This window comes from Pseudoalteromonas sp. DL2-H2.2, assembly GCF_021532535.1.
Lineage (GTDB): Bacteria > Pseudomonadota > Gammaproteobacteria > Enterobacterales > Alteromonadaceae > Pseudoalteromonas > Pseudoalteromonas rubra_A.
The window spans coordinates 511,550-534,449 of the sequence record NZ_JAKGBD010000001.1; the positions used below are offsets into that span (position 1 = coordinate 511,550).

General features: G+C 46.6%; 18 protein-coding genes and 1 riboswitch. Of the genes, 7 read left to right on the top strand and 11 right to left on the bottom strand.

Translation table 11 applies throughout. The features are described 5' to 3' along the window. Position 1: 1 nt before the first annotated feature. On the bottom strand, positions 2-1,804 hold the full coding sequence (locus tag L1285_RS02065) for a cellulose binding domain-containing protein (protein ID WP_235410787.1): 1,803 nt from the start codon (positions 1,802-1,804) through the stop codon (positions 2-4). A gap of 231 nt (positions 1,805-2,035) precedes the next feature. Continuing rightward, positions 2,036-2,118: riboswitch (cyclic di-GMP riboswitch) on the bottom strand. Between the two features lie 567 nt (positions 2,119-2,685). Between L1285_RS02065 and L1285_RS02070 the strand changes: the two genes are divergently transcribed. After that, a complete protein-coding gene (locus L1285_RS02070; RefSeq protein WP_235410788.1) occupies positions 2,686-3,048 on the top strand; it encodes a hypothetical protein in 363 nt (120 codons plus the stop codon). 143 nt (positions 3,049-3,191) lie between these two features. On the opposite strand, the gene L1285_RS02075 is transcribed toward L1285_RS02070, so the two are convergent. After that, entirely contained in the window at positions 3,192-4,769 is a 1,578-nt protein-coding gene (locus tag L1285_RS02075; RefSeq protein ID WP_235410789.1) for a phage tail sheath family protein, read from the bottom strand. A gap of 1,009 nt (positions 4,770-5,778) precedes the next feature. Between L1285_RS02075 and L1285_RS02080 the strand changes: the two genes are divergently transcribed. Further along, positions 5,779-6,546, top strand: a complete 768-nt coding sequence (locus tag L1285_RS02080; RefSeq protein ID WP_235410790.1) for a hypothetical protein — start codon at positions 5,779-5,781, stop codon at positions 6,544-6,546. A 192-nt stretch (positions 6,547-6,738) separates the two neighbouring features. After that, entirely contained in the window at positions 6,739-7,524 is a 786-nt protein-coding gene (locus L1285_RS02085) for a class I SAM-dependent methyltransferase (protein ID WP_235410791.1), read from the top strand. A 191-nt stretch (positions 7,525-7,715) separates the two neighbouring features. Here the strand turns inward: L1285_RS02085 and L1285_RS02090 are convergent, their stop codons facing one another. The 8 genes from L1285_RS02090 to L1285_RS02125 form a co-directional block, all read right to left on the bottom strand. Continuing rightward, positions 7,716-9,476 carry an FAD-binding oxidoreductase gene (locus tag L1285_RS02090; protein WP_235410792.1) on the bottom strand — a complete coding sequence of 587 codons (1,761 nt, stop codon included), beginning with the start codon at positions 9,474-9,476 and terminating at the stop codon, positions 7,716-7,718. A 14-nt stretch (positions 9,477-9,490) separates the two neighbouring features. Further along, positions 9,491-11,248, bottom strand: a complete 1,758-nt coding sequence (locus L1285_RS02095) for an alpha-keto acid decarboxylase family protein (protein WP_235410793.1) — start codon at positions 11,246-11,248, stop codon at positions 9,491-9,493. After that, the gene (locus L1285_RS02100; protein WP_235410794.1) at positions 11,235-13,091 is read right to left on the bottom strand and encodes a flavin monoamine oxidase family protein; all 1,857 of its coding nucleotides are present in this window, start codon (positions 13,089-13,091) and stop codon (positions 11,235-11,237) included. Before L1285_RS02100 ends, L1285_RS02095 begins: the two co-directional genes overlap by 14 nt. 299 nt (positions 13,092-13,390) lie before the next feature. Next, positions 13,391-13,759, bottom strand: coding sequence for a hypothetical protein (locus L1285_RS02105; RefSeq protein WP_235410795.1), 369 nt, complete (start codon positions 13,757-13,759; stop codon positions 13,391-13,393). A gap of 237 nt (positions 13,760-13,996) precedes the next feature. Then, positions 13,997-14,563 (bottom strand): hypothetical protein, encoded by a 567-nt coding sequence (locus tag L1285_RS02110; RefSeq protein WP_235410796.1) that lies wholly within the window; start codon positions 14,561-14,563, stop codon positions 13,997-13,999. Between the two features lie 14 nt (positions 14,564-14,577). Beyond that, entirely contained in the window at positions 14,578-15,687 is a 1,110-nt protein-coding gene (locus tag L1285_RS02115; protein ID WP_235410797.1) for a hypothetical protein, read from the bottom strand. Positions 15,688-15,839: 152 nt separating this feature from the next. Beyond that, positions 15,840-16,244, bottom strand: a complete 405-nt coding sequence (locus L1285_RS02120; RefSeq protein ID WP_235410798.1) for a DUF1801 domain-containing protein — start codon at positions 16,242-16,244, stop codon at positions 15,840-15,842. Between the two features lie 346 nt (positions 16,245-16,590). Further along, positions 16,591-17,652 (bottom strand): hypothetical protein, encoded by a 1,062-nt coding sequence (locus L1285_RS02125; protein ID WP_235410799.1) that lies wholly within the window; start codon positions 17,650-17,652, stop codon positions 16,591-16,593. 897 nt (positions 17,653-18,549) lie between these two features. On the opposite strand from L1285_RS02125, the gene L1285_RS02130 reads away from it, so the two are divergent. From L1285_RS02130 to L1285_RS02145, 4 genes are all read left to right on the top strand, one after another. Further along, positions 18,550-19,020, top strand: coding sequence for a hypothetical protein (locus tag L1285_RS02130; RefSeq protein WP_125780767.1), 471 nt, complete (start codon positions 18,550-18,552; stop codon positions 19,018-19,020). A 139-nt stretch (positions 19,021-19,159) separates the two neighbouring features. Then, positions 19,160-19,744: a hypothetical protein gene (locus tag L1285_RS02135; RefSeq protein WP_235410800.1), complete on the top strand. Its 585-nt coding sequence runs from the start codon at positions 19,160-19,162 to the stop codon at positions 19,742-19,744. Between the two features lie 253 nt (positions 19,745-19,997). Further along, positions 19,998-20,345 carry a hypothetical protein gene (locus tag L1285_RS02140; protein ID WP_235410801.1) on the top strand — a complete coding sequence of 116 codons (348 nt, stop codon included), beginning with the start codon at positions 19,998-20,000 and terminating at the stop codon, positions 20,343-20,345. 491 nt (positions 20,346-20,836) lie between these two features. Then, positions 20,837-22,168 carry a trypsin-like serine protease gene (locus tag L1285_RS02145; protein ID WP_235410802.1) on the top strand — a complete coding sequence of 444 codons (1,332 nt, stop codon included), beginning with the start codon at positions 20,837-20,839 and terminating at the stop codon, positions 22,166-22,168. 81 nt (positions 22,169-22,249) lie between these two features. Here the strand turns inward: L1285_RS02145 and L1285_RS02150 are convergent, their stop codons facing one another. After that, a complete protein-coding gene (locus L1285_RS02150) occupies positions 22,250-22,837 on the bottom strand; it encodes a cytochrome b (protein ID WP_235410887.1) in 588 nt (195 codons plus the stop codon). Positions 22,838-22,900: the final 63 nt, after the last annotated feature.

The window sequence follows — 22,900 nt, forward strand, 5'->3', positions numbered from 1 at the left end:
CCTATTGTTGAGCTTCAAAAACTAAGTTAAAGCTCACGGGAACCGCGTAACTGATCACAGATAAATTCGCCAATGTTCTCAGTGTTTCTATACCTGGCTCTAAACCAAAATCTGTCGAGTCCAGCATTACGGGGGCAAGGCTTTGCACCATCACCTTAGTGTGGGTCAGGCGGCGAACTGCTACGTCTGTTGTTACTTCGGCTATCACGCCTTTGAGGTTGAGCGTGGCGGTCACTGTCTGCTTTTCAGTACTGCCAATGGGTAAGGCTGTCAGAGCTGCATAATCAACGGCGAGCAGTACTTCGGCGTGGGGGAACAAGCTGGTATCGAATAAGTGCTCCTTCATTCTGCCATCCCGGGTGTCATTACCCGTATTAACACTGGCCAGATCCAGGGTGAGCCTTGCTGCCCCTTGCTCAGCAATACTGCCGCTGAGGTTTTCGAAGGTGTGTGCTTCAACCACGTGCTGTTTCTTGGTTGAGACAAAATACACTCTGGAGCTTTGCGGATTTAACTCAAACGGCCCGGTAATTGGCGCTACATCCGGCTCGGCGACCTGAATGCTGATAGGCTGGCTGACTGTGGTATTAACCCCGTCATTGACCGTTAATTTGACCGTAAATGTACCGGTTTGATCGAAAACATAAGCAGGGTTTGGCTCGCTGGATGTATTGCCGTTACCAAAATCCCAGCTGTAGGTCAGGGTATCGCCATCAGGGTCGGAGGAGCCACTGCCATCAAAGTTCACTGTTAAAGGGCGCTGGCCCGAGGTCACTGAGGCAGACGCAACGGCCGTTGGTGCATGGTTAATATTGCCATCTGTCGAGCATAAGCCGCCTAGCGAAGGCGTAGTAGGCGCGTCATTTTCCTGTGCCTTTTGGGCATTAAAGCCAAAGTTTAAGCTCTGGCCCGGATTAATGGTGCCGTTGTAGTTCTCATTCACAATCTCATAGGGGTTATTGCCACTGTGATTGCCATGCCAAACGCCGGTCAGTTTAGTGTTATCGGCAAATTCCATCAGGACTTTCCAGCCTGAAATAGCCACGCTTTCGGTGTTAGTGATGGTGACCTTGCCGCGAAAGCCTGAGATCCACTCCTGTTCCACTTCAAAGATACATTGTGCTGACTCTGGCTGCGCTTGTTCAATCGAGAGCGAGATTGGTGCTGCCTGGTAGTCATTGGTACCGTCGTTGACGGTTAATGACACCTGGTAATCACCCGGCTGCTCAAAGGTATGCTGTGGGTTCATTTCATCTGAGTTGTGGCCGTTGCCAAAGTCCCACAGGTAGCTCACTGTGTCTGAGGCCGAATTGGCAAGCTCGCTACTGAATTGGATGGTGGCAGGTGCCGTGGCCTGAGTGTCAGACGCGGTAATGGCAACACTGACTTCGTTATTGTCATCCTGCCCGCTGCTTTCACAAATGCCGGATAAGCTCGGCGTAACTGCGCTTTGCCCGGCCGCTTTTTGCACGTTGAAGCCAAAAGTCTTGGATGAATTTGGATTAATCTTGCGATTCCAGCTGAGGTTCTCAAATTGATAGGGGTTGCTACCACCCAGTTGAGCGCGCCATGCGTTATTGATGGACTCACCCTGATTAAACTCTAATCCGACTGACCAGCCATCAATAGCGACATCGGTGTTGTTATGCACGGTGACTTCTGCGGTATAACCGCTTTGCCATTCGTTCTTCACTTTGAACTCGCATTGCGCAGCCAAGCCGTGTATGGAGTGCCCCAAAGCCAGTAAGCAGAGACTGGTTTTTAAAAACCGGTGCTGCCTGGTGTTGTATTTACGTTGTCTCATGAAAGTTCCCCGAAACATTGCCATTTGACATGTTAATTCCCTGCTGCTCTTCGCGGGTTAGGCGTTGACCAGAGCTAACAGGCTGCAATAGCAAGAGCAAGTTCAGGTATGAGGAGAGATCAAAAGAGGGAGGTATGACAGCTCATGCCATTGGCGTGAATACCAATATGCTTCGCAATGCGCATACAAAACAACAGTATGCACACTACTCTTCATTTATACTCATTGGCATTCAGCAACCCCGCTATCTTAGTACGCACCTTAGACCGGAAGCTTTGCGTCCCTCCCTTTCGAAAGGTTTGCTATTTTAAGCCTGTCTGAGGAAGGTAGCCCAAAATTGCAATAACCACAAAGGCCAAACCGCAACTTTCACATTATTTGCACATTTCACCTGAAATAAGGCAGAAAGGCTGTTTAAAATTTGCCCTTGGCCATTATGAAGTCCTTAAAATTTAATGATTTATGCTCATTTTTAGAAATGTGCACAATGTGGCTCAATTGTGCACAGGGGCTGAGGAATGTGTCCTAAATTTAGTCCGGTTATGGTATGTTTTCTGTTTGTGATTGGTGGACAATCTTTAAAAAGTCGAACGGCTTATTGTGTGTCAGTGTCGATACGGGAAAGTTTTTATAGCGCGTCTCGGTGGACGCTTTTGCTAGTGCAATAGTTCGATTCTACAGCGATATTTACTAAACTTGATCGATATGTACCTATCCTAAATATTACACAGCTAGCTCTGTTGTTGTAAGGTGAGCTCGATTTGAACACACCTTGCAATTAATCGTTCAGATACCGCATAAAAACCCTAAGCGTTTTAATTAGTTGGTGTGATATTTGCTACGTTTTTCATAGGGTTTATTAATAGCAAGGAACTGACGCTATGCAACTACCACGTAATGTGATGGATATTTATTTTGGTTACAACTTCCGGGTTGGTGATGTTAAAGGCGCCAAAGAGGGGATCGCTGAGTTTGAGCAAATTGCTCAAAACGCCACGTCCGATGAAGAAAGAGAGCGGTATGCTCAGGCGGCAAAACAGCTAAGAACAGAGATTTTGCCAAAGATGCAAAAAGAAATGGAGCAGCTGGGCAAGCAGCTTGGACTGAAGGGGGGCCAGATAGGTAAAACTGTGGACTTAGATGGTGACGCGTTATCACATCTGGCTGTTAAAAAGGATCAGCTGAACGGCTTGTCTATGATAACACCCTATGAAACGGGCCGTTTCTATCACAATAAAGCCTAGAGCATGGGCTTTGTAAAGGGGGTTGCCAGTTGGCAGCCCCGCTCTAAAGTTGCACAATCATTCTAGTGCAAGCCAAGCCTAGGTTGGCTTGATTAACTTCCTTCAAACCTGTGTGCTTAGCGAAGTAGCCAAAGTAACGGCCATTAACCCGATTTACCCATTTCCTGCTCAAATTCAAGCACAATAAACTCTGCCGGGCGAACAACGGCTACTTTAACCGTTACTTTAAGAAAGTCATTGAGCAAATGGTGGCTGGTCATGGTTGTGCCCAAACCGCAATCGACCCGAAATGCGTCTGCGGGTTTTGAGCCTTGCAATCCTCCTTCTTTCCAGACGTTGGTCAGAAAGCTGCTGATTTCGCTTTTTATTGCACCCCAGGTGTTAGCATCGTTTGGCTCAAGTGCATAGGCACGAATAGCTTGTTTGCAGGTCTGCTCAAGGAAGGTCATAGTGCGGCGCACAGAAATGTAGCGCCAGTCCTGTGAGTTGCCATCCAGGGTGCGCGCTCCCCAAACAAGAATACCCAGGCCGTTGAAAAAGCGAATAGCATTGACAGATTTTCCCGTGATGGCGTCAACGTTTAAATTCTCCTGCTGAGTATCACTCAGTCGAATAGGCAAAGACGTTGCACCCACAATACCTGTATTCGCCGGTGCATTCCAGACACCCACTTGGTTATCATTCACCGTATAAACACCGGCCATGCCGCCACTGGGTGGCAGTACATTGGCGTCTTGCAGAGCATGCGAGATAATTTGCGAATAGGTTTGAGAGGCACTGAGTAGCGCCGCATGGTACTGCGATGTGGCCATAGACCCATCATTTTGAATTATTTTGGCGATGATTTGTTCTGCCGCAGCGTTCGGTGCCGAAGCCGGACTGAGTAATGCCTGTAATTGTAAAAGGTCGCCACCACACAGGTTGGTATAGTTAATTTCATCAGTTTGCATCAGGGCGGTGCCAACAAAAGGGTAATATGCCGCACCGAATTTAAGGCCGTTTGCGCCCGTATTGTTTCTGAATACTTCAATATCTTGTTTGTAAGTGATGGGGTCTGGTGCTTTGCCGCCTATGATGTCGAACAGGCAGATGGCGGTTTGCATTTCCTCCGCTTGCAGCAACATACTTTGCATCAGCGTGCCATTGTCGCCCACAGACAGCAAGGTTGCCTCCGGGCAAATATACATGGTGGGTGCTTGTTCGTTTTTAAGTAATGATATACCTGCCTGAAGTTCAGCCAGTTTTACGTTTGGGTTAACACCCTGTGTCCCGACAGCCCCCGGTTTTCCTGTGCTGTTATCATGGGTGCCGACAGACACAATATAGGCATCCCCGCCGCCGTTTTCATAGAACCAGCGTACGCTATTGTATAAATAGTAAATGCTACCTGGGTCTGGCACGACAGAGTAATAGCGCCCAGCAATGGTCAGATAGTCGCCGGTATCGGGCTGTTGCTCAGACTCTATCAAATAGTATTCAGGGTGATATTGTACGCTTGGATCCGCAGGTGGTGGCGGGTTCCCCTTCATATAGATGGCCTGAAACTCAGCAAAAGACGTAATTTTTTGCGCCTTGTTTAAATACGATTTGCCTTGGTACTCGGCAGCTGGTGTGTACCCTACAAATGCCGGCACCGCGGTTGCTACCGGCACAACAGAGTTAGGAAAAGCATTTACGTCATCAATATAAACGCCAGGAGTTTTAATGTTTGAAGTGACCATAGCAATATTTGCCTCTTATTCCTGTATGACTGGACTCACTGTCCCTGATATTAGCGAAGTGAAATCGTTAATTCGTTTTACACCATAATAGTCGATGCTAGCAATGATGCGTTTTTTGCGTTCGTTCCTGTGACGGACTAACTCTGCCGCCTCAAATGGAACAGCGTCTGAATTAGCTTATCCGACTCAATTCAGCTACCAAAGCTGTCAGGAGCAATAAATGTATAAGTCAGATACTGTGTGCGGCGTTTATTGAACTACTAAATTGGTTCCTTTTCTCAGGTCGTGACTTTTCACAAAGATTTGCACTGCTCATACGTCTGCGCTATGTTACTGAACAGTCATTAAGAAACTTACAATTAGTTGATATCATGGGTTATTTAAGCATAAATAAATCAGCCTGGGATATAAAGAACACAGGTACATGTGGCGTCTGAATTTTATGGAGGCGCAGTTACTATATGCAAAATATCTGATGCTGGTGTTTGGGTGTTGCACCCATCTTCATACCAAAATCGGGTCACAGCAAATTTGCCGATAGTAGGCGAGGCACACAGAAAGTCACCACGATGATTAAAATGAGCGGGCATGGTGTCGACTAACCAAAAGCTGACATAGCGATTATAAAGGGACGGCTGAGATGCTACGCTGAGTGAGTTAACCACTAAACCCCTGAATAAGATCCGATGTTCTGTTTTTTGCGCTACTTAAGTGACTCTGCTTGTTGTTGTCGGCATAAGCCTGCCGGCCCGTTCCGCTGCACAGAAGCCTGCAATTTGCAGCGCAACAGGGAGTAAATTCGAGCACTCGATTGTTAAGCGTTCAGTATTCCCCGAGGACAGCGGGAGGACTTGAACAGTCCGTCGCATGCCGTCGGGTTTCATTGTGCAAGTGACTAATTATAATAAAAATACACAGTGCCAAAGGCTGTATTTTGCTGTTGTGCAAACTGCTTAGACTGTAAAATAAAGATCTGCGGACATTCCGGCAGTTCACTAAGGAGATTAATATGTCTGATGATAATCAAGGAACTCAAATTAACGACACACACATTGTGTCGACTCGCCATGCTAACAAAATGAAAACCCTCATATCTGAGGTGGAGTACAAGAGTGACTCACTGCACAGTTACCTGGTTAAAAATAAGGTGCGGATACTTAACGCATTTGAGCGATTGGCTGCCATTTTTCGAAAGGCCAAAGAATGTAGGGTGGCGTATGACAAGATCCGCTCCTGGCATTACGACGTCAATTTGCTGATTGCCCGCACCCAGTTGGACCTGTTGCAGCAGTTGCGTGTTGAAAAGCAAGCCGGTGTAAAGCTAGATAACAGTGTGGTGCTTAATCGCCCCGAGAGCTACAAGATCACCTATGAAGTTTCCCATCCGCTGGGGTTGTCAATTACTCAACTGATTAAAGAGGTGGATACTGAAATTGATGAAATTGAGAGCCTCTATATGCGCGGGGCTATCGACGACATTGAATATACCCATGCCTGCAAGCAAGCGTCTGTGATCCTCAGTGGTGTGGTTGATCGCATCAATAAAGTAACGGCCCGGGGTAAGCGTGGCAATATTAGCTTTAGCCCACGCTATTACCTGACCCTTTTACAAGATCCAAATTTCAAACTCTTAGCTCATTGCGGCGTACCAATGGCGATTGCGGAGCTTATTTTGGACGATACGCAGATGGCCATTGTCAGAACGCATCACAAAAGGCCACGCGCCGGCGATGATACACAAACCGCGTCTGAAGCGCTCAGAGAAAACGCAGAATAACAGATACCCTGTTACACAGGTTGCCGTGTAATTTGCTGTAGCGACCAGCCGGGATACAGCGCGTATTGTTGTGTCCGGGCTGGGCATGATATGCCACTATTTTTAAAGGAAGTCAGTCTGCTATGCTCCCACGCTTTGTCATTGCGCTGCTGCCTTTACGATAAACAATCAATGATTAAAACTGGGGGAACAATGGACTATTTAAGCATCAATAAACAAGCCTGGGATAAAAGAACTCAGGTACACGTGACGTCTGAGTTTTATGATGTTGCCGGGTTTAAAGCCGGGCAATGTTCGTTGAACCCGGTTGAGCTGGCACAGGTGGGTGATGTTGAGGGCAAGTCTCTGCTGCACCTGCAATGTCACTTTGGCCAGGATACTTTGTCCTGGGCCCGACTGGGAGCAGATGTGACAGGGGTGGACCTATCCGCAAGTGCGATTGCGCAGGCGAATATACTTAAAGACGCGCTGGGTCTTAAAGCTGAGTTTATCGAAAGCGATGTGCTTCAGTTTGGCCAAGTTAATACTCGCCAGTTTGATATTGTGTTTTCCTCATACGGTGTATTGTGTTGGCTGCCTGATTTAACCGCGTGGGCAAACACGGTGGCGGGCGCGCTCAAGCCTGGTGGTGTGTTCCATCTGGTTGAGTTTCACCCTGTTAACGACTTGCTGGCAGGTTATGCCTACCTCCCTCATGGTGCGCCAGATATTGAGGAAGAGGGCACCTATACAGAAAACTGCGATGGCACTAAAAACACCACAATGACCTGGACTCACTCGGTCAGTGATGTGATCAGTGCGTTGATAACGGCTGGCCTGAACATTGAGCTCTTTGCTGAACATCCTTATAGCCCATACGATTGCTTTGATGGGCTGGAGTTTGTGCCTGAGCTGGGGTATCAAAAGTTGTACCAGGGTCAGCAGGTACCTATGCTGTATTCGATTAAAGCCAGTAAATGTAAGCACTTAGAGAAGTAATTTTCGTTATTGGTATAACAATGCTCGCAATGCATTAAGGGCTGAACATCCGGTCAAGTTCGCTTCTATGCCAGAGCAGCACCTTGACTACTAACTGGTGCATGTGATGGTTTTGCGGGTTGATAGTCAAAAGAACTGTCAGGCTCGCGGCTATTTAGCCAGCTACTCTGACAGTTCAACTAACAGGGTTTTTAAATAATCGTTTTGCGCGTTCTCAAGCGATTGAAGTTAATGTAAACCCCCTTGCCACCGCTACAAGGCAGCGGCACTTCAAAGCCGGAGTACTTTTCTTTTATTCTGATCAATTCCTCATAACTTTCCTGAAAGTAAGTTTTGGTTGGAATGGAGGCATCTTTGAAGCTGATAAATGCGCCATAGGCACCTTCAATAGAGGTATCGCGGCTGACTTCAATCCAGTCAAGCGCTCTGTTTACAAAGCGATATACCGGATTCTCCTGGCCCAGCATTTTGCTGTCGTCTTGCCCGTCGTACTTCAGCTCGGTATTCCACCAAGTTTGATATTGAATGGTGTACTGTGCTTTAGAATACGGGAATGCAACTCGACGTAAGGCACCAACACTCGATTCATCGGCGTAGAATTGGCCTGCAATTGCGCCTAAGGTCACATAACTAAATAAACCCAATGGCGCATTTTCATCAAACAGCAAAGACGAGGTTAACGAGCGCAATAGCTGCCTCTTTCCTTGCTCAGTCAGGCCGCTTTCGCGTACCACTTTTGACGTGATTTTATGCGGCGCTGGCGCATCAAAATCAGGGGTAAACGGCGTGCCATTGGCATTGGCAACTAAGCCTTGTTTAACCCCGGCCGTCGCCAGGTTGGCCAACGTATTTCGTGACCAGTCAGACATCAATGCCGCACTGTAGCTGTCTTTGGTATCTTTACCTGTTACCACTATTTTTGATGTTGGAAAGTACTTTTTACCAAACGCAATCAACTCACTTTCAGTGCCCTGCCAGTAACCATACATGGTGCTAGGGTGTTCTAAGTCCTTTTCACAGGCCACTGATTTATCTGGTATGGCGTTAATTTTAAGATTAGTGCCAACCAATTGTTCCGTACTTGGGTCATTAATGGCATTTTCCCATTGCGTCAACAACTCCCATGTTTTAAGGTCTGTAGAGTCACCTGTCGGGTTGTTCCAGTGAATTTCAAAACGATGGATCTCTTCGGGTAGCTCAAACGCTTTCACCCGAAATTCAGTGACTATGCCATAGCTTAATGCACCACCACCACGCAGCGCCCAGAGTATGTCGCTGTGCTTAGTTTCCGACACATTCACTATAGAGCCATCTTGCAAAATGACCGTGGCTCCCACAAGCGATTCGCAACACATGCCATGTGCTCTCGTCCACGGTCCCCAGCCACCGCCCTGAATGTAACCGGCTAAACCAACCGTTGCGCAGGTACCATGGGGAATGGTCAAAGGCGGAATATCTTCCTTATCTGGTTTAGCAAGCTTAGGAACAAGCTGGTAAAAACGATAACCGGAACCGATATGAGCGATATAACCATCCTCGTCTTCTTCAATCGAAAAGTTTTTTAGCCCGCTTAAATCGAGCAAGACCACATCGGTTCCCGTACACTCACCTTCGTGATCGTGACCGCCCGAGCGTACGCGAATGGGTAAGTTATGCTCGATGGCTTCTTTGTAGGCATGCATAACATCATCGGTGCTCTTACACATAACAATGACCGATGGAGAAAACTGCAAGCGCGTGTTGAAGATCAAGGCTTTCATTTGATAGTTGTTAAAGCGCTCCATACTTGTATCGCCGCCAGGCAGCAAAGTCAGCAGCTGGTCGGCTTCAAACTTGTGCTTTTTGTTAAGCGCATCGATGTAGTTTTGCGTTGCTTGCCAGTAATGTGCGATGCGTTTTTGCGCTTCTTCCAGTTGGCACTCTGGAATGGGTTTATTACATTGTTCAGTCATAATCATGTCCTTGTTTACATAGTCTTTTGGCATGTACAGCCGCTCACCGTAGTACCCGTGATTGCTTCTGCTAAATCTTTTATTGCCGGGGCTAGATCTTTTTCAGCTATTTTTACTTCAACTAGATAAGGTAATGTTGGGTTTTGCTTAATGGCTGAAAAAACTTCGTGCAGGTCGCTGACTTTTTCGACCTTTAAGTAATTAACGCGATATGCGCTTGCCAATGAATCATAGTTCCAATGATGAAGTTTATCGAATGGCGCAAAATCTGCCGCAGAGGTAAAGGCGCAGATATCGACAAACGATTGCTCTATGGCATATACCTGATTGTTCATCACAAACACCACGGTATTGAGGTTATAATGTTTAATGGAAGAGAGGGATTGGCACATCATCATAAAGCCCCCATCACCGGCAACCACCACACTACGTGCATCATCGGCAAGGCCGGTGCCCAACGAGCAACCTGTTTCATGGCCCAAAGAGCCCCAGGCCGCATCACTCACAAAGCGATTTTTTTCTAAGCCCGTTAAACGGGCTGCCATATACAAGGACGAACTTTCGCCTAATACCAGGTTATAATTGCGAACCGTTTCACAGGTTTGTAACTGCATTTGGTACGCGCGGAAAAATTTGTCGTAGGTTATTTCTGCCTCGCTATTTGCATCCTTGTTATCGACATCCTCGGTGAAGTAAAGATTGCGAATGGTTGGCATCTGGCTATTGAGTTTCAGCTCGTGACAGCCTATATAACGGGTCAATTCATCAATAAACTGTGCCAGATTGATGCCGCTAAATTGCTCACTTTTGCCCACCCGAGCGACATTCATATTGACCCTGACCAGGTCATTGCCTTGTTTTTTTAACATGGTGAGATAGTCATCAGTGAAAATCGCCCCCAGTGCCAAAATACAATCGCAACCACTCACAAAATCAAACGTATCCTGCCAGGACGCTTCGCCAGCGTATGTGCCCACAAAGAGCTCTTGGCCAACGCCTTGGGTTTCACTAATGACCGATTTTGCCAGCGTCGTTGTGGTGTAGGGGATGTTGAGTGTGCTTAAAAGCGTAACGACCTGCTCCTGCAAACCGAGCCTCGCAAGCTCAATACCCAGCAGCACAACTGGGCTATTTGCGGCTTTGAGTCGGCTTATTACTTTGTCTAACAGTGACGTCATCATAGCTGGATTAGCACCCAGAGGTGGAATAACTAAATCACCTTCAGGCTTAGGGCATTCCGCTCCCCATACGTTTTGCCACGCTTCTAAGTAAATGGGTCTTTTTTCACTCATTGCCAATTGCAGGGCATTATCGATAATAGCGGGGGCTGATTGCGCGTCAGCCAATATCTCGCTGGCAACCGTTACGTTTTCAAAGACCTTTTTATCGGCGCTGTAATCCCCGGTTGCGTGATGAAACAGTACCCCGGTTTCTTCAATGTCCACACGGTTATCGGCCGAAGGGCTCGCCGAGATGACCACAACAGGATTGCGCTCTACATAGGCACCCGCAATGGCGTTTAACACACTAAATGTGCCCACACCATATTGCACAGACACCGCGCCAATGCCTTTGTATCTGGCATATCCTTCCGCCGCATACCCAGCTCCCAGCTCAGTCACGTCCCCAACTGCGTCAATGCCATCAAAGTTATCTAACGTGGTCATGAACTCTTGAACATAGTCTCCCGGCACTTGAAATACCTTTTCGAGCCCAAACTGTTTTAGGCGACGAAGCAGGTGGTATGCAACGGTGTAATTATTGGTACTCATGGTTGATCCCCCTGTAAGCAAATTCCGTGACCTCATCGAGCGTTTTTGAGTTAGCATTGGGTTGTTCATTTTGAACGGAACTTGGGCCACATCCGTTAGTACAATCCACGGGGAGGTAGTTGTGGTGAGTTTTTAACCACTCAAGATATTGTGCCCTGTCTTTGGTTAACCAATGCGGTGTAGGCAGACCAAAAAACTGCGCCAAGGTCGATTCCGCTGTATTAAGCGCACCTTCAACCCAACCCTGCTCATAGGAGTAAGCTTCACCGACAATATAAATATCTTCCTCTTCAACAGGGTGGCGCATTTTGCACATGATCTCGTCAAGCCGGTAATTGGCTTTCCATTCGTGCCAGCCACCGCCATAAGGGTCGTCGCCCCATTCCTGGTAAATCGCGGAGTAAGGCATAGGCAAGGCTTTTTGATTATGTAAAGCCTGAATTTGACGATGCGCCGCCTCAACCATACTGGTGGTGATTTGATACTGATTTTTAGGCACAATTTCGTTACTGCCAAAACCTTCACAGCCGTAAGCGGGTACAAAACCCGGGTAATGCTCGCCCTTCTCTAGCCCTTTCCAGTAGGGGATAGTGCCAATATCGTTGTACGACGCCATTAACAAAGAATTGGTGTTTGGCTCGCCATAGGTTTTAAGTGTTTTGCATACCTGTTGGCCTTGCTCATTCACCTCAAACTCAACGCATTCTTGTTGGTTACATTCGGTGCCCATATAGTAAGTCTGGCGAATAGGTAAATCGGTTACTGAGCGACCTGCCACCAATCCCAGGCTGCGCCACCAGGGTTGCTCGTATGCCATAAACATCTTGATCGCTTTTTGGATCAAGACCGACGGGATATTTTCTTTTAACCAGGGGTTTTCAAAAAACTCTGACTCGATCAGTTCAAGGGAGCGTCTTGGCATTGCAAGGATGAGCTGTTTTGCTTTGACACGTTGAGTTGACTCACTTGAATCGACCACCTGACCACTGTCAGTTTCCATCATGGGTTGAAAAATAAGCTCGTAGCGATATTTACACCCTTTATGAATTTCTATCTTAACCAAACGTTTAAGCATATGAACGCAGCCGTTGGCTGCTTCAAACTCTTCGCATAACTTAAGTGGCAATGCCTGAAAGCCGTCTTTCAGGGTTTTAAACACCGTATCATCGCTGTACTCTGTTGCAGGCAGCTGTGTGACCGCGCTTGCATTGGCCACGTTAGCATCGTACCCACCCGCTTCTTTCATAAACAGGTAGGCTTCGTTGCTCAGCACGTGCTCAAGCAGGTTCCAAAAGCCGAATTTCCATATCTCTTTACCAAACACTTTTACTTTCATCTGCTCAGATAAAGACATATCAGCAAAGCCCGGGCAAATTAAGTTCATGACTTTAACTTGCAGGTCTTCCGGGCCATAGCCACGCTCTGTTTCTTCTAAGTTATAGGGAATTTTGTCTGGACATTCGGCAAAATCACGGTATCTGAAGTACTGTCCGCGCAGGTAAAATAAATTGTTTTCGCTGCCAGCCTCAACAGAGCTTGTTTTGTCAGAAGGGTATAACGGCAATTTAGAGCCCATTGGGAAATCTTTGGTTTCTAGCTTCAGCTCATCTACCAAAGTGCTCACCATAATGTGATCCTCTGGGATAAAGCGCATCCCGCCAAGCTCTGCAACAACGTTCGGTAAACCCGGTAATGTGCGACTGTATAGTCGGCCACCTATTCGGTTGCTGTACTCAAACAGTTCTATTTTCTTTGTGTTTTCATGCGTTTTTTTTAAACGCCAGGCACTATAAACGCCCGATACACCACCACCTACAATAGCAATATCTATCTCACTGTTCATTTTATATGCTCCTTTAAGCTTTGCTTTAAGAGCATATTTGAGGGTCTGAGGTTTATCTATTACACATAGTTACAAGGGATTACGGCACATTACATGGGTATAGAGTTGTTTGGACAGCCATGTTAAATATGAAAGTTTGAACACGGTTTGCGGCGCTCAGGCAGAGTTTAAAGAAAGGTCAGCCCTTTGAGTTTGTGCATTTTTATCAGCGCTGAATGGTTACTTCAAAAGCAGGCGCGCCGCGTTACTGCCTGAAATTTAAAGCCCGTAAACGCAAGGGCTTAGGTTATCAATCCGTGTTATTGGTATTGGCCTAGCGCAAATTGTTTGCGCTCCCAGGCCCAGCAAATTGCCAAAGTGGCGAAACCGCTGGCGTAGGTGATATACAAAGGCACCTGCGTATTTGCATCTTCTCCATACATAAATACCTCAGACATCACCCCGGCCACGACTGCCCCAATCACCAACCAGGCTGCTGCACAATACAATTTATAGTTGGGGGCGCTCAAATAACCTGAAAGCACCACACAAGCGGCTGCTACGCCGCCCATTACCGGCTTTTTCCACCAACCTGCATACTCGGCCAGTATGCCAGCCAGCGTTGCTGATGCGATAAAGGTAATGACCACAATCACAATGGACAGCAAGAGCTTAAGCATTTGTTTCATAATCTATCCTTTTAAGAATCAAACACTATTGAGCATAGCCTACAACTGTTAGGGTGCTAAACTTTCGCCACTTCTCATCAGGATATCGGCGCTTTGGTATCCGGAAGCTGGCTTGAATACTTGGCTTTAGGCAGCTACAAGAAAACGCATGCACTTTTATTTGGGCTGGCAGTGCAATTGTGCGTTATGCAAGGTTTCGAGCAGCTGCAGGTATTTGATAGCTAAATCCAATGACCACTAGGTGCCCATGACTTCAATTATGTCCCAGTTTAATTTGTTAAAGTTGATCCCAAAATTGCCAGTGGGCTTACTGCATTTGTGAATTGATCTGGTGTAGTGAAATTTGAACCCAAAGTGCAGGTTAACCAGGGTTGCATCGTCACTTGGCTTGGGGATAGAGAGTGTGACTTTTTTTCTTTGATTCGGGGCAAGCTTATTGTCCTGGCCAGATTTGAACTTGACCCTGACACCTTTGTACTCGTCACCCAGGTCGTCATCCATATAGGCATAGCTGTCGTCCGATGTAATGTAAAGGCACTGGTAGTACTTATCTTTATTGTTGTTGTGGGCAACGATATCAAATTCTAACCTGTCTCTGACGACCCGGGACTTTATGAACTTCACGGTACCTGAGGAGCATTCATTACGTGCAAAATTGCCACTTTCAATTCCTTCACTATGGCAACGGTGTTCGTATGAAGCCCCTCCGGTATAAATGTTTTGTTTGTGTTCCCAGTTTAATTTAACCTCAGCGGCACTTAATCCGCCGGATGCCAGTAATAGCAGGGGTAAGAGTGTTCGCATTGCGACTTTCCTTTTTATAGTCTTTGAATTTCTGAATGTTGAATCGTCATCTGGCAGCCGTTGCAACTTTCCTCAGCAGGCGGGCTGACGTCATAAATAACCTGGATATGGGTTATCTTTTGAATTTGACTGGCAGGCAAGTATGTTTGCCAAAGCGCTTTGAGATCCTGAGATATGTTGACCGGCTGAGCGGGCTGTAGCAGCTTGATATTATGCGGATGATTGACCCGGTAATACTTATCTGATGTCCAGATTTGGCTAAAAATAAGCTCATTATTCTGGCTCAGCATGTTTAGGTGGATAGAAGAAAATGGGCTGGATAACTTATCGTTTAGCTGTAATTTGCTGTTAAATGTATATTGATTGGCCGGTGACACCGCAATGGTCTGCATGATTGCCCATTGAGTATCACGCTTGCGCTTTCCCCGATAGCTAATTACAAGCCCAGCAGGGCTCGCTTTTATTTTCTTAATGCCTTTCGCTCGTCCTTCTATCAGCTGCCAGCCATTGCTGTAGTGCGTTGAAAAGTCGCCGTTAACTAACAGGTTTTTACCAGGAGCTGGTTTTGTTACCGGCTCTTTGGTGTGAGAAGCGGTAGTGGTTTTAGCAGGCTTCAAGAGGGGCTGCGTGGTCTTGGCACTGTTCGACTTGGCGACTTCTTGTTTTAATTCGACCAGTGTCTGCTCTACAACGCCCCCTGTCGCAGTCATTGATACACAGACAACATGGTTTGGTTGGTCGTAGATCTTCTGTTCTATTTCTTGCAAAAAGTTGTTCGCAGCAATTTGCTCGAGTATGTGAGTTTCAGTATTACACAGGGTGTCTTGCTTATTGCTGGTGCACACAGAAGCAGACTTGTAGTTGCTTTGTACTTTCACTTTAATCGCTGATACGGCGGCTGCAATTGCGTCAGCTGTGGCTTTTTTAATTCCCTGATCACGACCGTCGTATATGGTGTAACCTGCGCATCGGGTACTCTTGAGCTTGCCGGAGCCGATAAAATCAACGCCCTCATAAATTTTGGGTTGTGCTGAAAAAGAGGCCGCTGTGTTTTTGTTGTGATTGCTATTACAACCTAATAAAAACATCACTGAAAAAGAGAGTAGTAATTTAGATAACCTCATGGCGGACGACACATATCCATTCCCTGAAAACGATTTTTTTACTTTAGCATTACATTTGCTTGTTTCTCAATCCGTCATTGTGAATTGTTTATATCTTTTGATTATGATCAGGGCTGTCCACAGGTAAAGTCAATCAGCTTATAGCGGGTTATTTAAGCGCCAAGAAGCGGCAGGTGTTTGCGCTGCTGATAAGTTAAAGCCAGCGTTATGCAGTGCCTGATCATTGCGTCTGGCAATGGCTTGGACAACGGCAACATAATTGCCCGGTTGCCTTGTAGTTCAATTGCGTCACCGTACAGCTCACGGAATGTATCGGCCAGCTTAGTTTGGCAGTGAAAGAAAAGGCAGTAACGCTCTGGAAATTTTGTTTTCCAGTCTATTCTCAGTGGGGTGCCTGTTTTAACGCTGTAGCTAGGCTCTCCCCACTTTAGAGACTCTTCGACTTCACCCAGGGCCAGCTCAGCAGCAACCGTAAAGATCAGCTCCCTCAGCGCCAGTAAGCGCGACTTAACATGTTCAGGGTATGCATCGAATTGCTCTTTAATTGCCTTATTCATAGGGTTTCCCGTCTATCACGCCAAACATTTACACTAACCGAAAATAGGTGCGTTAGCGCTTGGCGATGTGCTTTTTCAATCTTGATTTTAGCCGTATTAGAACAGCATGAAGTTAATCCTCCAACCTCATGCTGTTTGTGAGTGGCTACTCGCTTTCGCTTACCTGTATAGTCTGTCTAATCACTCCCGATTGATATTCATTGTCCACGACTACCAGAATTTCGGTGTATTCACCCGCTGAAGGGAAAGGGTGCGTCATTTTTTCACCTCCAGAATAGCTAACTTAAACTGTAGTGGGGCACTTCATTATAGAGCATAGCTTACACAAATTTAGTTATAGTCTCTTTTAGCACTGCCCTGGCCCACACTGTATACATTGCCCAACAGGCATAGGTGTACCAAAATAGACCATGCCATTATGCCCGACACAATATACGCCGGTAGGAGGTGCTGCTAAATTGAATGCACAATTTGGATGGTTTGGAGGGACTCTTTGCCCAACCTGTGTTCCCCCTCTGGGAACGGATAGGACTCTATTGGTGTTATCTATAAGTACCTGTTCACCATTCACAACACATTTATACAGGTAGGAAGACACTGGCATGGCTGGAGGTTGCTGAATAGGCGTTTGTACGGTTACAGGTGGTACATTTTTATTCTCGGCTTCATGATCTTTGGCTATAGGTTGTGGTTTGGAGTCATCAGGTTCTTTTCCTTTATCCCAGCCTTTCTTGATTGCTACAAGTCTCTGCTGTGTGGCAGGATGAGTACCGGAAGCAGAATCTGACCCAAACGTTTTCATTGCTTTTTGGGCATCCTTTATCGACGCCCCCATTTTGGCAAGTATAAACCCAGAGTATTCATCAGCTTGAAGCTCAATATCTGGTCGGCTACCTCCAGGTTTTAGTGTGTGGCCCTGTAGGTGATGACCTATTTCATGAGCAAGTACGCTATATACAGACCAATTGGTTTTCGTACCTATCTTGAGATTCTGTACAAATGAAGGATTGTACTCAATATAACGATCACCCATTCGTACACTTGCGGCTGCATTTGGCACGCTTGCTGCCCTTACAATAAAGTTCCCAACAAGTCCTGCTTCATCGAGTATTTCTCTTACTATAGTATTCACAGAGGAAGACTCAGAGAAACTAACCCCATCTTTGGCTAGAATAGGTTCTCCTAATTTATTTTCCCCGCCGTAGTTACAAAACCATATTTCTTCCTCTTTTTTGTCTAGAGTCAGCAGTATCTTAGCCCTCTGCTTTTTGCATTCTTCCGCATCTAGTAAGCTTGCATCACAGAGCTCCTTTAATGTTTCTAGTTCCTTCTTGATAGAGGATAGATCCGCAGCGTAAATATTTGCGGATAATATCAAAGCAATAAATAGTAAAAAAGAATGATTCATAATTCCTCCTCGGTCCGTGTATATGCTTAATAGTGAGGCTTAATTCGAGGATTACCTCCCATTGAAAGCTTGCCAACAAGTGGTTCATTATTTGGCCTAAAATATTAAAAACACCCACACTAATTTCGACTTTTTTATAAATACCATCATCAATTGTAGAGCATAAAAAACTACCTTCTAGATTAATCAGCCCCAAGAAATCTGAGGTTTCCATTTTCTTATCTTTCTTTTTATCTTTCCAAGTACCGAATCCTCTTGAGCGGTCTTCTATATGTAGCGCTGAATTTCGAATTTTCCCAACAGAAGAATTTTTGAAAAACACCCTCACGAAACTGATGTTCGGAGGGGGTTGTTTAAAACAGTACGTTCTCGCAAATTTCTGAGTAGCTGATTCTGTGGGGCACGTACAAAGCCAGCTTAAATTCACGCCTCAGCTTTTCACTAGCAGTAAAACAGACAAACAACACCGTCATCCCGGACGCTTGCGAGCCGGGATCTGCCTAAACACCACACAGAAGTAAACCGGTAGGGCAGTGAATATAAGAATGCGATCCGGTGCTCTCTCATAAAAGTGAATATAACAGTGATGGCGGCTCTGCCAATGACACAGTCAGTAGAGAGTAACGGATGTTGTGCCGAAATCACTGTACCTTGCCAAATAGGAAAAAAATCGGTCTAATAATAGGCACAAATAACGTTGTTCATGCAAGAAATGAGTCACGTTGCAGCGGTATGAGTCATAAACGTATCAAGGCAAAAGTCACTCATCAAACGCAACCCCCACAGCATAAACCACACCAGCCGAATACGGCGTGCATGTTGCGGCCGTATTCAATATGTGATTATGCGTACTGAGTTCGCATAAATACTCAAGCGATATAATTACTAGGAGAAATCGTGCATCCAAATAGAAATTCAATTGCTCTTGGTGGCCTTGTTGCCACTGTATTATTTTTTGTCATTCTAATTGTTCTTGCGCTCTGGGCATGGCCAAAGTACAAAGTTTATAAATTAGAAATGAATGGTATTGCCGCTCTGAAAGAAGCTGAGTGGAGTAAACAAATATTAATTGAAGAAGCAAAAGCGAGAGAGCAAGCGGCTTTAATGCAAGCTAAAGCGCGAGTGACTTTGGCTCAGGCGGAAGGTGAGGCCAAAATCGTCCAAGCCAAAGCTGAAGGACAAGCTGATATTGAACGTGCAAAAGCAGCTGCTGAAGCGAACAAAATTATTGGCGAATCGCTCAAAGGTAATGAAGCTTACCTGCGTTACGTTTGGATAAAAGGGCTCCAAGATGGTAATGGAGAACGTATCTATATACCAACAGAAGCTGGGCTCCCAATTTTGGAGGCTGGAAAAGCTGGTAAATAGCGCACCCATTGAAGAGCCGTTAAACAAAGTACATAAAACAGCAGGCTGCATACCTCTATCGCCAATTTTAGCCTGCTCTAAAGCTTTCCTGCTTGGCGCTTACATGTAAAGAGTCTTAACAGATTTATAAGGAATATAGATGAAACTGGAAAACGGCTCAGGACAGCCTCCCGCTTTTTCACAAAATAAGGTACAAAATAAAGCGCACAATAGTCGACAGATCAGTGCCGACGACCGTATCAACAACCAAGCGTTAACGGTAAAAGAGCCGGATGCAGCTACCCTAACCGCTCAGCCTGAGCAAGGCGACTTCAAAGCCTTACTAGCTGTGGATACGTTTGATATCCGCGACGTGTCGCCTCAGGCTTTTAGCAGTTTAATCTCGGATATCACTCGCCTGTCGGGCGAAACGGGTGGTATGGATGAGGCTGCCGTGGCAGGGTTAAGCCATTTCAGAGTGTCTCTGGCTGTGCGCATGGAAGCGGGGCAACTGGACCCCAATGCTGAGATAGATATGCAGCAATACACTAATGAGTACGTCGAACAGTCTGAAAACTTGTCCAGGCAAGATAGTAAAACCTACGGTTATTCCGCGATGTATGCCAATCAGTCCAAACAGGCCATCGAAACTTATATGACTCAGTCTAATCTGGAAGTGTTGCAGCAACAGGCGCTACACGTATTGAAAGCAACTGACAGCCATTTAATCGACAGCAAAGCGTAAGGTCGCAGCGTCGGCAGATCATGTTCAGACTCGGCGGCAGCATTAAACGCCATAACACCCCAGGTGGGCAGAGCGCGCGGGTACGACTGTTTTTCCGTATTATGAACATTGAGGCTGAATTGGACTGATCTGTCGGTGTTTAGTTATTATTTTAAATGAAATAAAAAATTAACCTTTTGATATCTTTTTATTCTCTGTTTGCGGTTAGTTTGTGTGTTGCCAGTTTTGGCACTAATCAACTTAAGGAAGAATAATGAGAACACAATTGTTACGCGCCGCTATCGGCGTATGTATGGCGGGCAGCGCATTTGAGGCACAGGCAACTATTTTTACCTGTTCAGGTGTAGTGACTAAGGTCGCGTCTCACTACGGTAATTTTGAAGTCAGATACAACAGTGAGCGTTTCGGCGCTCAAATGGAACCTGTCATTATTTATGATACACACACTTATCTTTTGGGGCCGGTTCTGAAAGCCATTGAAGCAGGCCAGAACTCTGGCACAGTGTATAATCTGGTTATTGAGAATCGTGATGGCCGCGATACGCGCTGCCACGATGGTGAGTCAAACAACGCTTTGATCGGTATCAGCAAGAAATACTAAGTCGCTTAGCAGTAGCCTGTGCAAGGCTGTTTCAGGGGGAGCAGCAAAGATCCCCCCTGATGTATTACAAGCCCACTTCTGCTTCAAGTCACTTTTGCCTCTATCGAATGCCCTACACACTGTTAATAGCAATCTTGGTTTAAGGATCCGAGTAAAAACCCTCACGGAAGTAGAGTTTGCTTGGGTAATCAGGCTCAACTGAACACCTTCTGGCCTGTAAGAAAGATACCGGCTCAAGGCCGGTATGACGGCAGTGTAGGCTTTTTGATTCTATCTGTAAGCCACATGGGAATTGATTTTGGTTGGGTAATTAGGCTCAATTGAACACCTTTTGTCATTGTATGTTTGATATTAAATCTACCCGCCGATTTGCGCTTCAGGCATCGGGAAGTGATAAAAAATGAGCACTTTTTGATTGTTTTATATTTACAAATGTAAATTAAGTGTTTATATTTTCAAGTTCCCAATAAAGGAAAAATAAAGGTATACACATGTTAAAGGTTAAAAAAACACTTTCTATGACAGCGTTGTCTGTTTTGCTTGCGCTGGGCGCGAGTAGTGCGGCGATGGCGCAGCCTGCCGATGCGGGTAGCGATTACTATGAGCCTGAAATTGTCGGTGGTAACCCGGCAAATACGACCGATTGGCCGTTTTATACGCAAATCTTAAGTGCCAATGGCACCACGGCATTTTGTGGTGGCAGCTACGTGGGTGACGGTTATGTACTGACTGCGGCGCACTGTGTGAGTGGCAGATCGGCAAGTGGCCTCAATGTTAAGGTGGCGGGCTTTGTGCTTGGTGGTAATGATGGCGACCGCATTGCGGTGGCTGAGAAATACGTGCACCCACAATATAGCAGCAGCACGCTAAACCATGATATTGCCCTGCTTAAGCTGGTTCGTACCCCAACTCAGGGTGCAAGCGTTGCGCTGGCACAGGGCAATGTTGAGCAGTATGTGCGGGTTGGCGATTTAATTTCTGTTGCAGGTCTTGGCCGCTTGAGCGAAGGCGGCAGCCGCCCGACTAATCTGTATGAGGTCGACGTGCCGCTGGTTTCTGATCAGGTGTGTCGTCAATCCGGCGGCTCGTATCAGAATGTGGGCAGCGTGGCGTTTTGCGCAGGCTACCCGGAGGGTCAGAAAGACTCTTGCAGCGGCGACAGTGGTGGCCCTATCGTCGCAAACTCTGGCGGCCAGGTTGTGCAGCTGGGGATCGTTAGCTGGGGGGTTGGCTGTGCGCGCCCTGCAAAATATGGCGTTTACTCAGATGTGGCAGCACTGCGCAGCTGGATAGACAGCGTAAAAGGCGGTGCTGAGCCGGTTTCTGTGTCGTTTAAAGAAAACGATACGCTGACGGGTTTCAAGGTTGGTGAAACCAAAGCACATACTTTCACTATCACTAATTCAGGTAACACGTCATTTAGCTTTAAGACCTTGAATTTGGCCTCCAGCGGCGTTACGTCAGGCCTAGTTAAACCGGTCGATACGTGTAGCGCGAGCACACTGGCTGCAAATCAGAGCTGTCAGGTGGGCGTAGAATTTGGTGCCAGCCGCAGCGGCTCAGCCGGTGTTGCTGTGAACTTTACCCTGGAAGAAAGTCAGGTGAACTACAGCGCTAAAGCCACTGCAACCGTCACCTCAGGTGGCGATACTGGCTGCCCAGGCAACTGGGATGCGAGCAAGGTTTATGACAAACCAGATCAAGTGACCTATCAGGGCTTTAAGTATGAAGCGCGCTGGTGGACGCGTGGCGATGTGCCAAGTGAGTCGGGCTCCTGGGGGGTCTGGAAGCTACTTGGCGTTGATAGCGGCTGCACGCGCTAGACGGTAGCAACAAAAAAAGCAGCCTCGGCTGCTTTTTTAATGCAAAGAAAAGGGCATAAAACGGGCGGGTATCATTGGTGGTTAACGCTCACCACCGTGGGTCATTTTCAGTAATGTCCGATCGCGTTTGACCAAATGATGATACAGCGCGGCTGCGATATGGCCGAGGATCAATATCCAGACAAGCCAGGCGCCCAGAATCTCCTTATGAATAAAGTCGATGGGCTTTTCAAATTCGGCAAATGACAGGCCCATGCCTTGCTCGACAAGTGCTGTGAATAGTGCGGTACTTTCAAATTTAGGAATATCGAATAAAAAGAAGAACTCGGTATCTACGCCCGTACCAATATAGCCCGTTAGCGGGGCAATGATCATCACTGCATACAAGGCGTAGTGCCCAAGATGCGCAGCCAGATGTTCGATGCGGGTGCCGGGTTCTGCTGTGGGTTGGGTATTCAGCCAGCGCCAGATGAGCCGCAGTGCAACAATCACGGCAATCGACACGCCAAAAGACAAGTGCAGCTGCAACGCGGTCCAGTTTTGTGGGGTTTTAGCTTCAGTAAACCACTGACGGTAATAGACGCTGACATAGGCGGCCAGAAACAGCAGGGCGGTGCCCCAGTGTAGCCATTTCGCAATGGTGCCGTAGTCTCGTGCCGTGTTTTTCATACTCACAGGTTTGCTCCAGATAAAAACTTGTTATTGCCAGCGATGGTAGCAGCTTGATGCGAG

Bases quoted from the DNA above. Each gene is read 5' to 3' on its own strand.
- L1285_RS02065 (WP_235410787.1), bottom strand. From the start codon at position 1,804: ATGAGACAACGTAAATACAACACCAGGCAGCACCGGTTTTTAAAAACC.
- L1285_RS02070 (WP_235410788.1), top strand. From the start codon at position 2,686: ATGCAACTACCACGTAATGTGATGGATATTTATTTTGGTTACAACTTC.
- L1285_RS02075 (WP_235410789.1), bottom strand. From the start codon at position 4,769: ATGGTCACTTCAAACATTAAAACTCCTGGCGTTTATATTGATGACGTA.
- L1285_RS02080 (WP_235410790.1), top strand. From the start codon at position 5,779: ATGTCTGATGATAATCAAGGAACTCAAATTAACGACACACACATTGTG.
- L1285_RS02085 (WP_235410791.1), top strand. From the start codon at position 6,739: ATGGACTATTTAAGCATCAATAAACAAGCCTGGGATAAAAGAACTCAG.
- L1285_RS02090 (WP_235410792.1), bottom strand. From the start codon at position 9,476: ATGACTGAACAATGTAATAAACCCATTCCAGAGTGCCAACTGGAAGAA.
- L1285_RS02095 (WP_235410793.1), bottom strand. From the start codon at position 11,248: ATGAGTACCAATAATTACACCGTTGCATACCACCTGCTTCGTCGCCTA.
- L1285_RS02100 (WP_235410794.1), bottom strand. From the start codon at position 13,091: ATGAACAGTGAGATAGATATTGCTATTGTAGGTGGTGGTGTATCGGGC.
- L1285_RS02105 (WP_235410795.1), bottom strand. From the start codon at position 13,759: ATGAAACAAATGCTTAAGCTCTTGCTGTCCATTGTGATTGTGGTCATT.
- L1285_RS02110 (WP_235410796.1), bottom strand. From the start codon at position 14,563: ATGCGAACACTCTTACCCCTGCTATTACTGGCATCCGGCGGATTAAGT.
- L1285_RS02115 (WP_235410797.1), bottom strand. From the start codon at position 15,687: ATGAGGTTATCTAAATTACTACTCTCTTTTTCAGTGATGTTTTTATTA.
- L1285_RS02120 (WP_235410798.1), bottom strand. From the start codon at position 16,244: ATGAATAAGGCAATTAAAGAGCAATTCGATGCATACCCTGAACATGTT.
- L1285_RS02125 (WP_235410799.1), bottom strand. From the start codon at position 17,652: ATGAATCATTCTTTTTTACTATTTATTGCTTTGATATTATCCGCAAAT.
- L1285_RS02135 (WP_235410800.1), top strand. From the start codon at position 19,160: ATGAAACTGGAAAACGGCTCAGGACAGCCTCCCGCTTTTTCACAAAAT.
- L1285_RS02140 (WP_235410801.1), top strand. From the start codon at position 19,998: ATGAGAACACAATTGTTACGCGCCGCTATCGGCGTATGTATGGCGGGC.
- L1285_RS02145 (WP_235410802.1), top strand. From the start codon at position 20,837: ATGTTAAAGGTTAAAAAAACACTTTCTATGACAGCGTTGTCTGTTTTG.
- L1285_RS02150 (WP_235410887.1), bottom strand. From the start codon at position 22,837: ATGAAAAACACGGCACGAGACTACGGCACCATTGCGAAATGGCTACAC.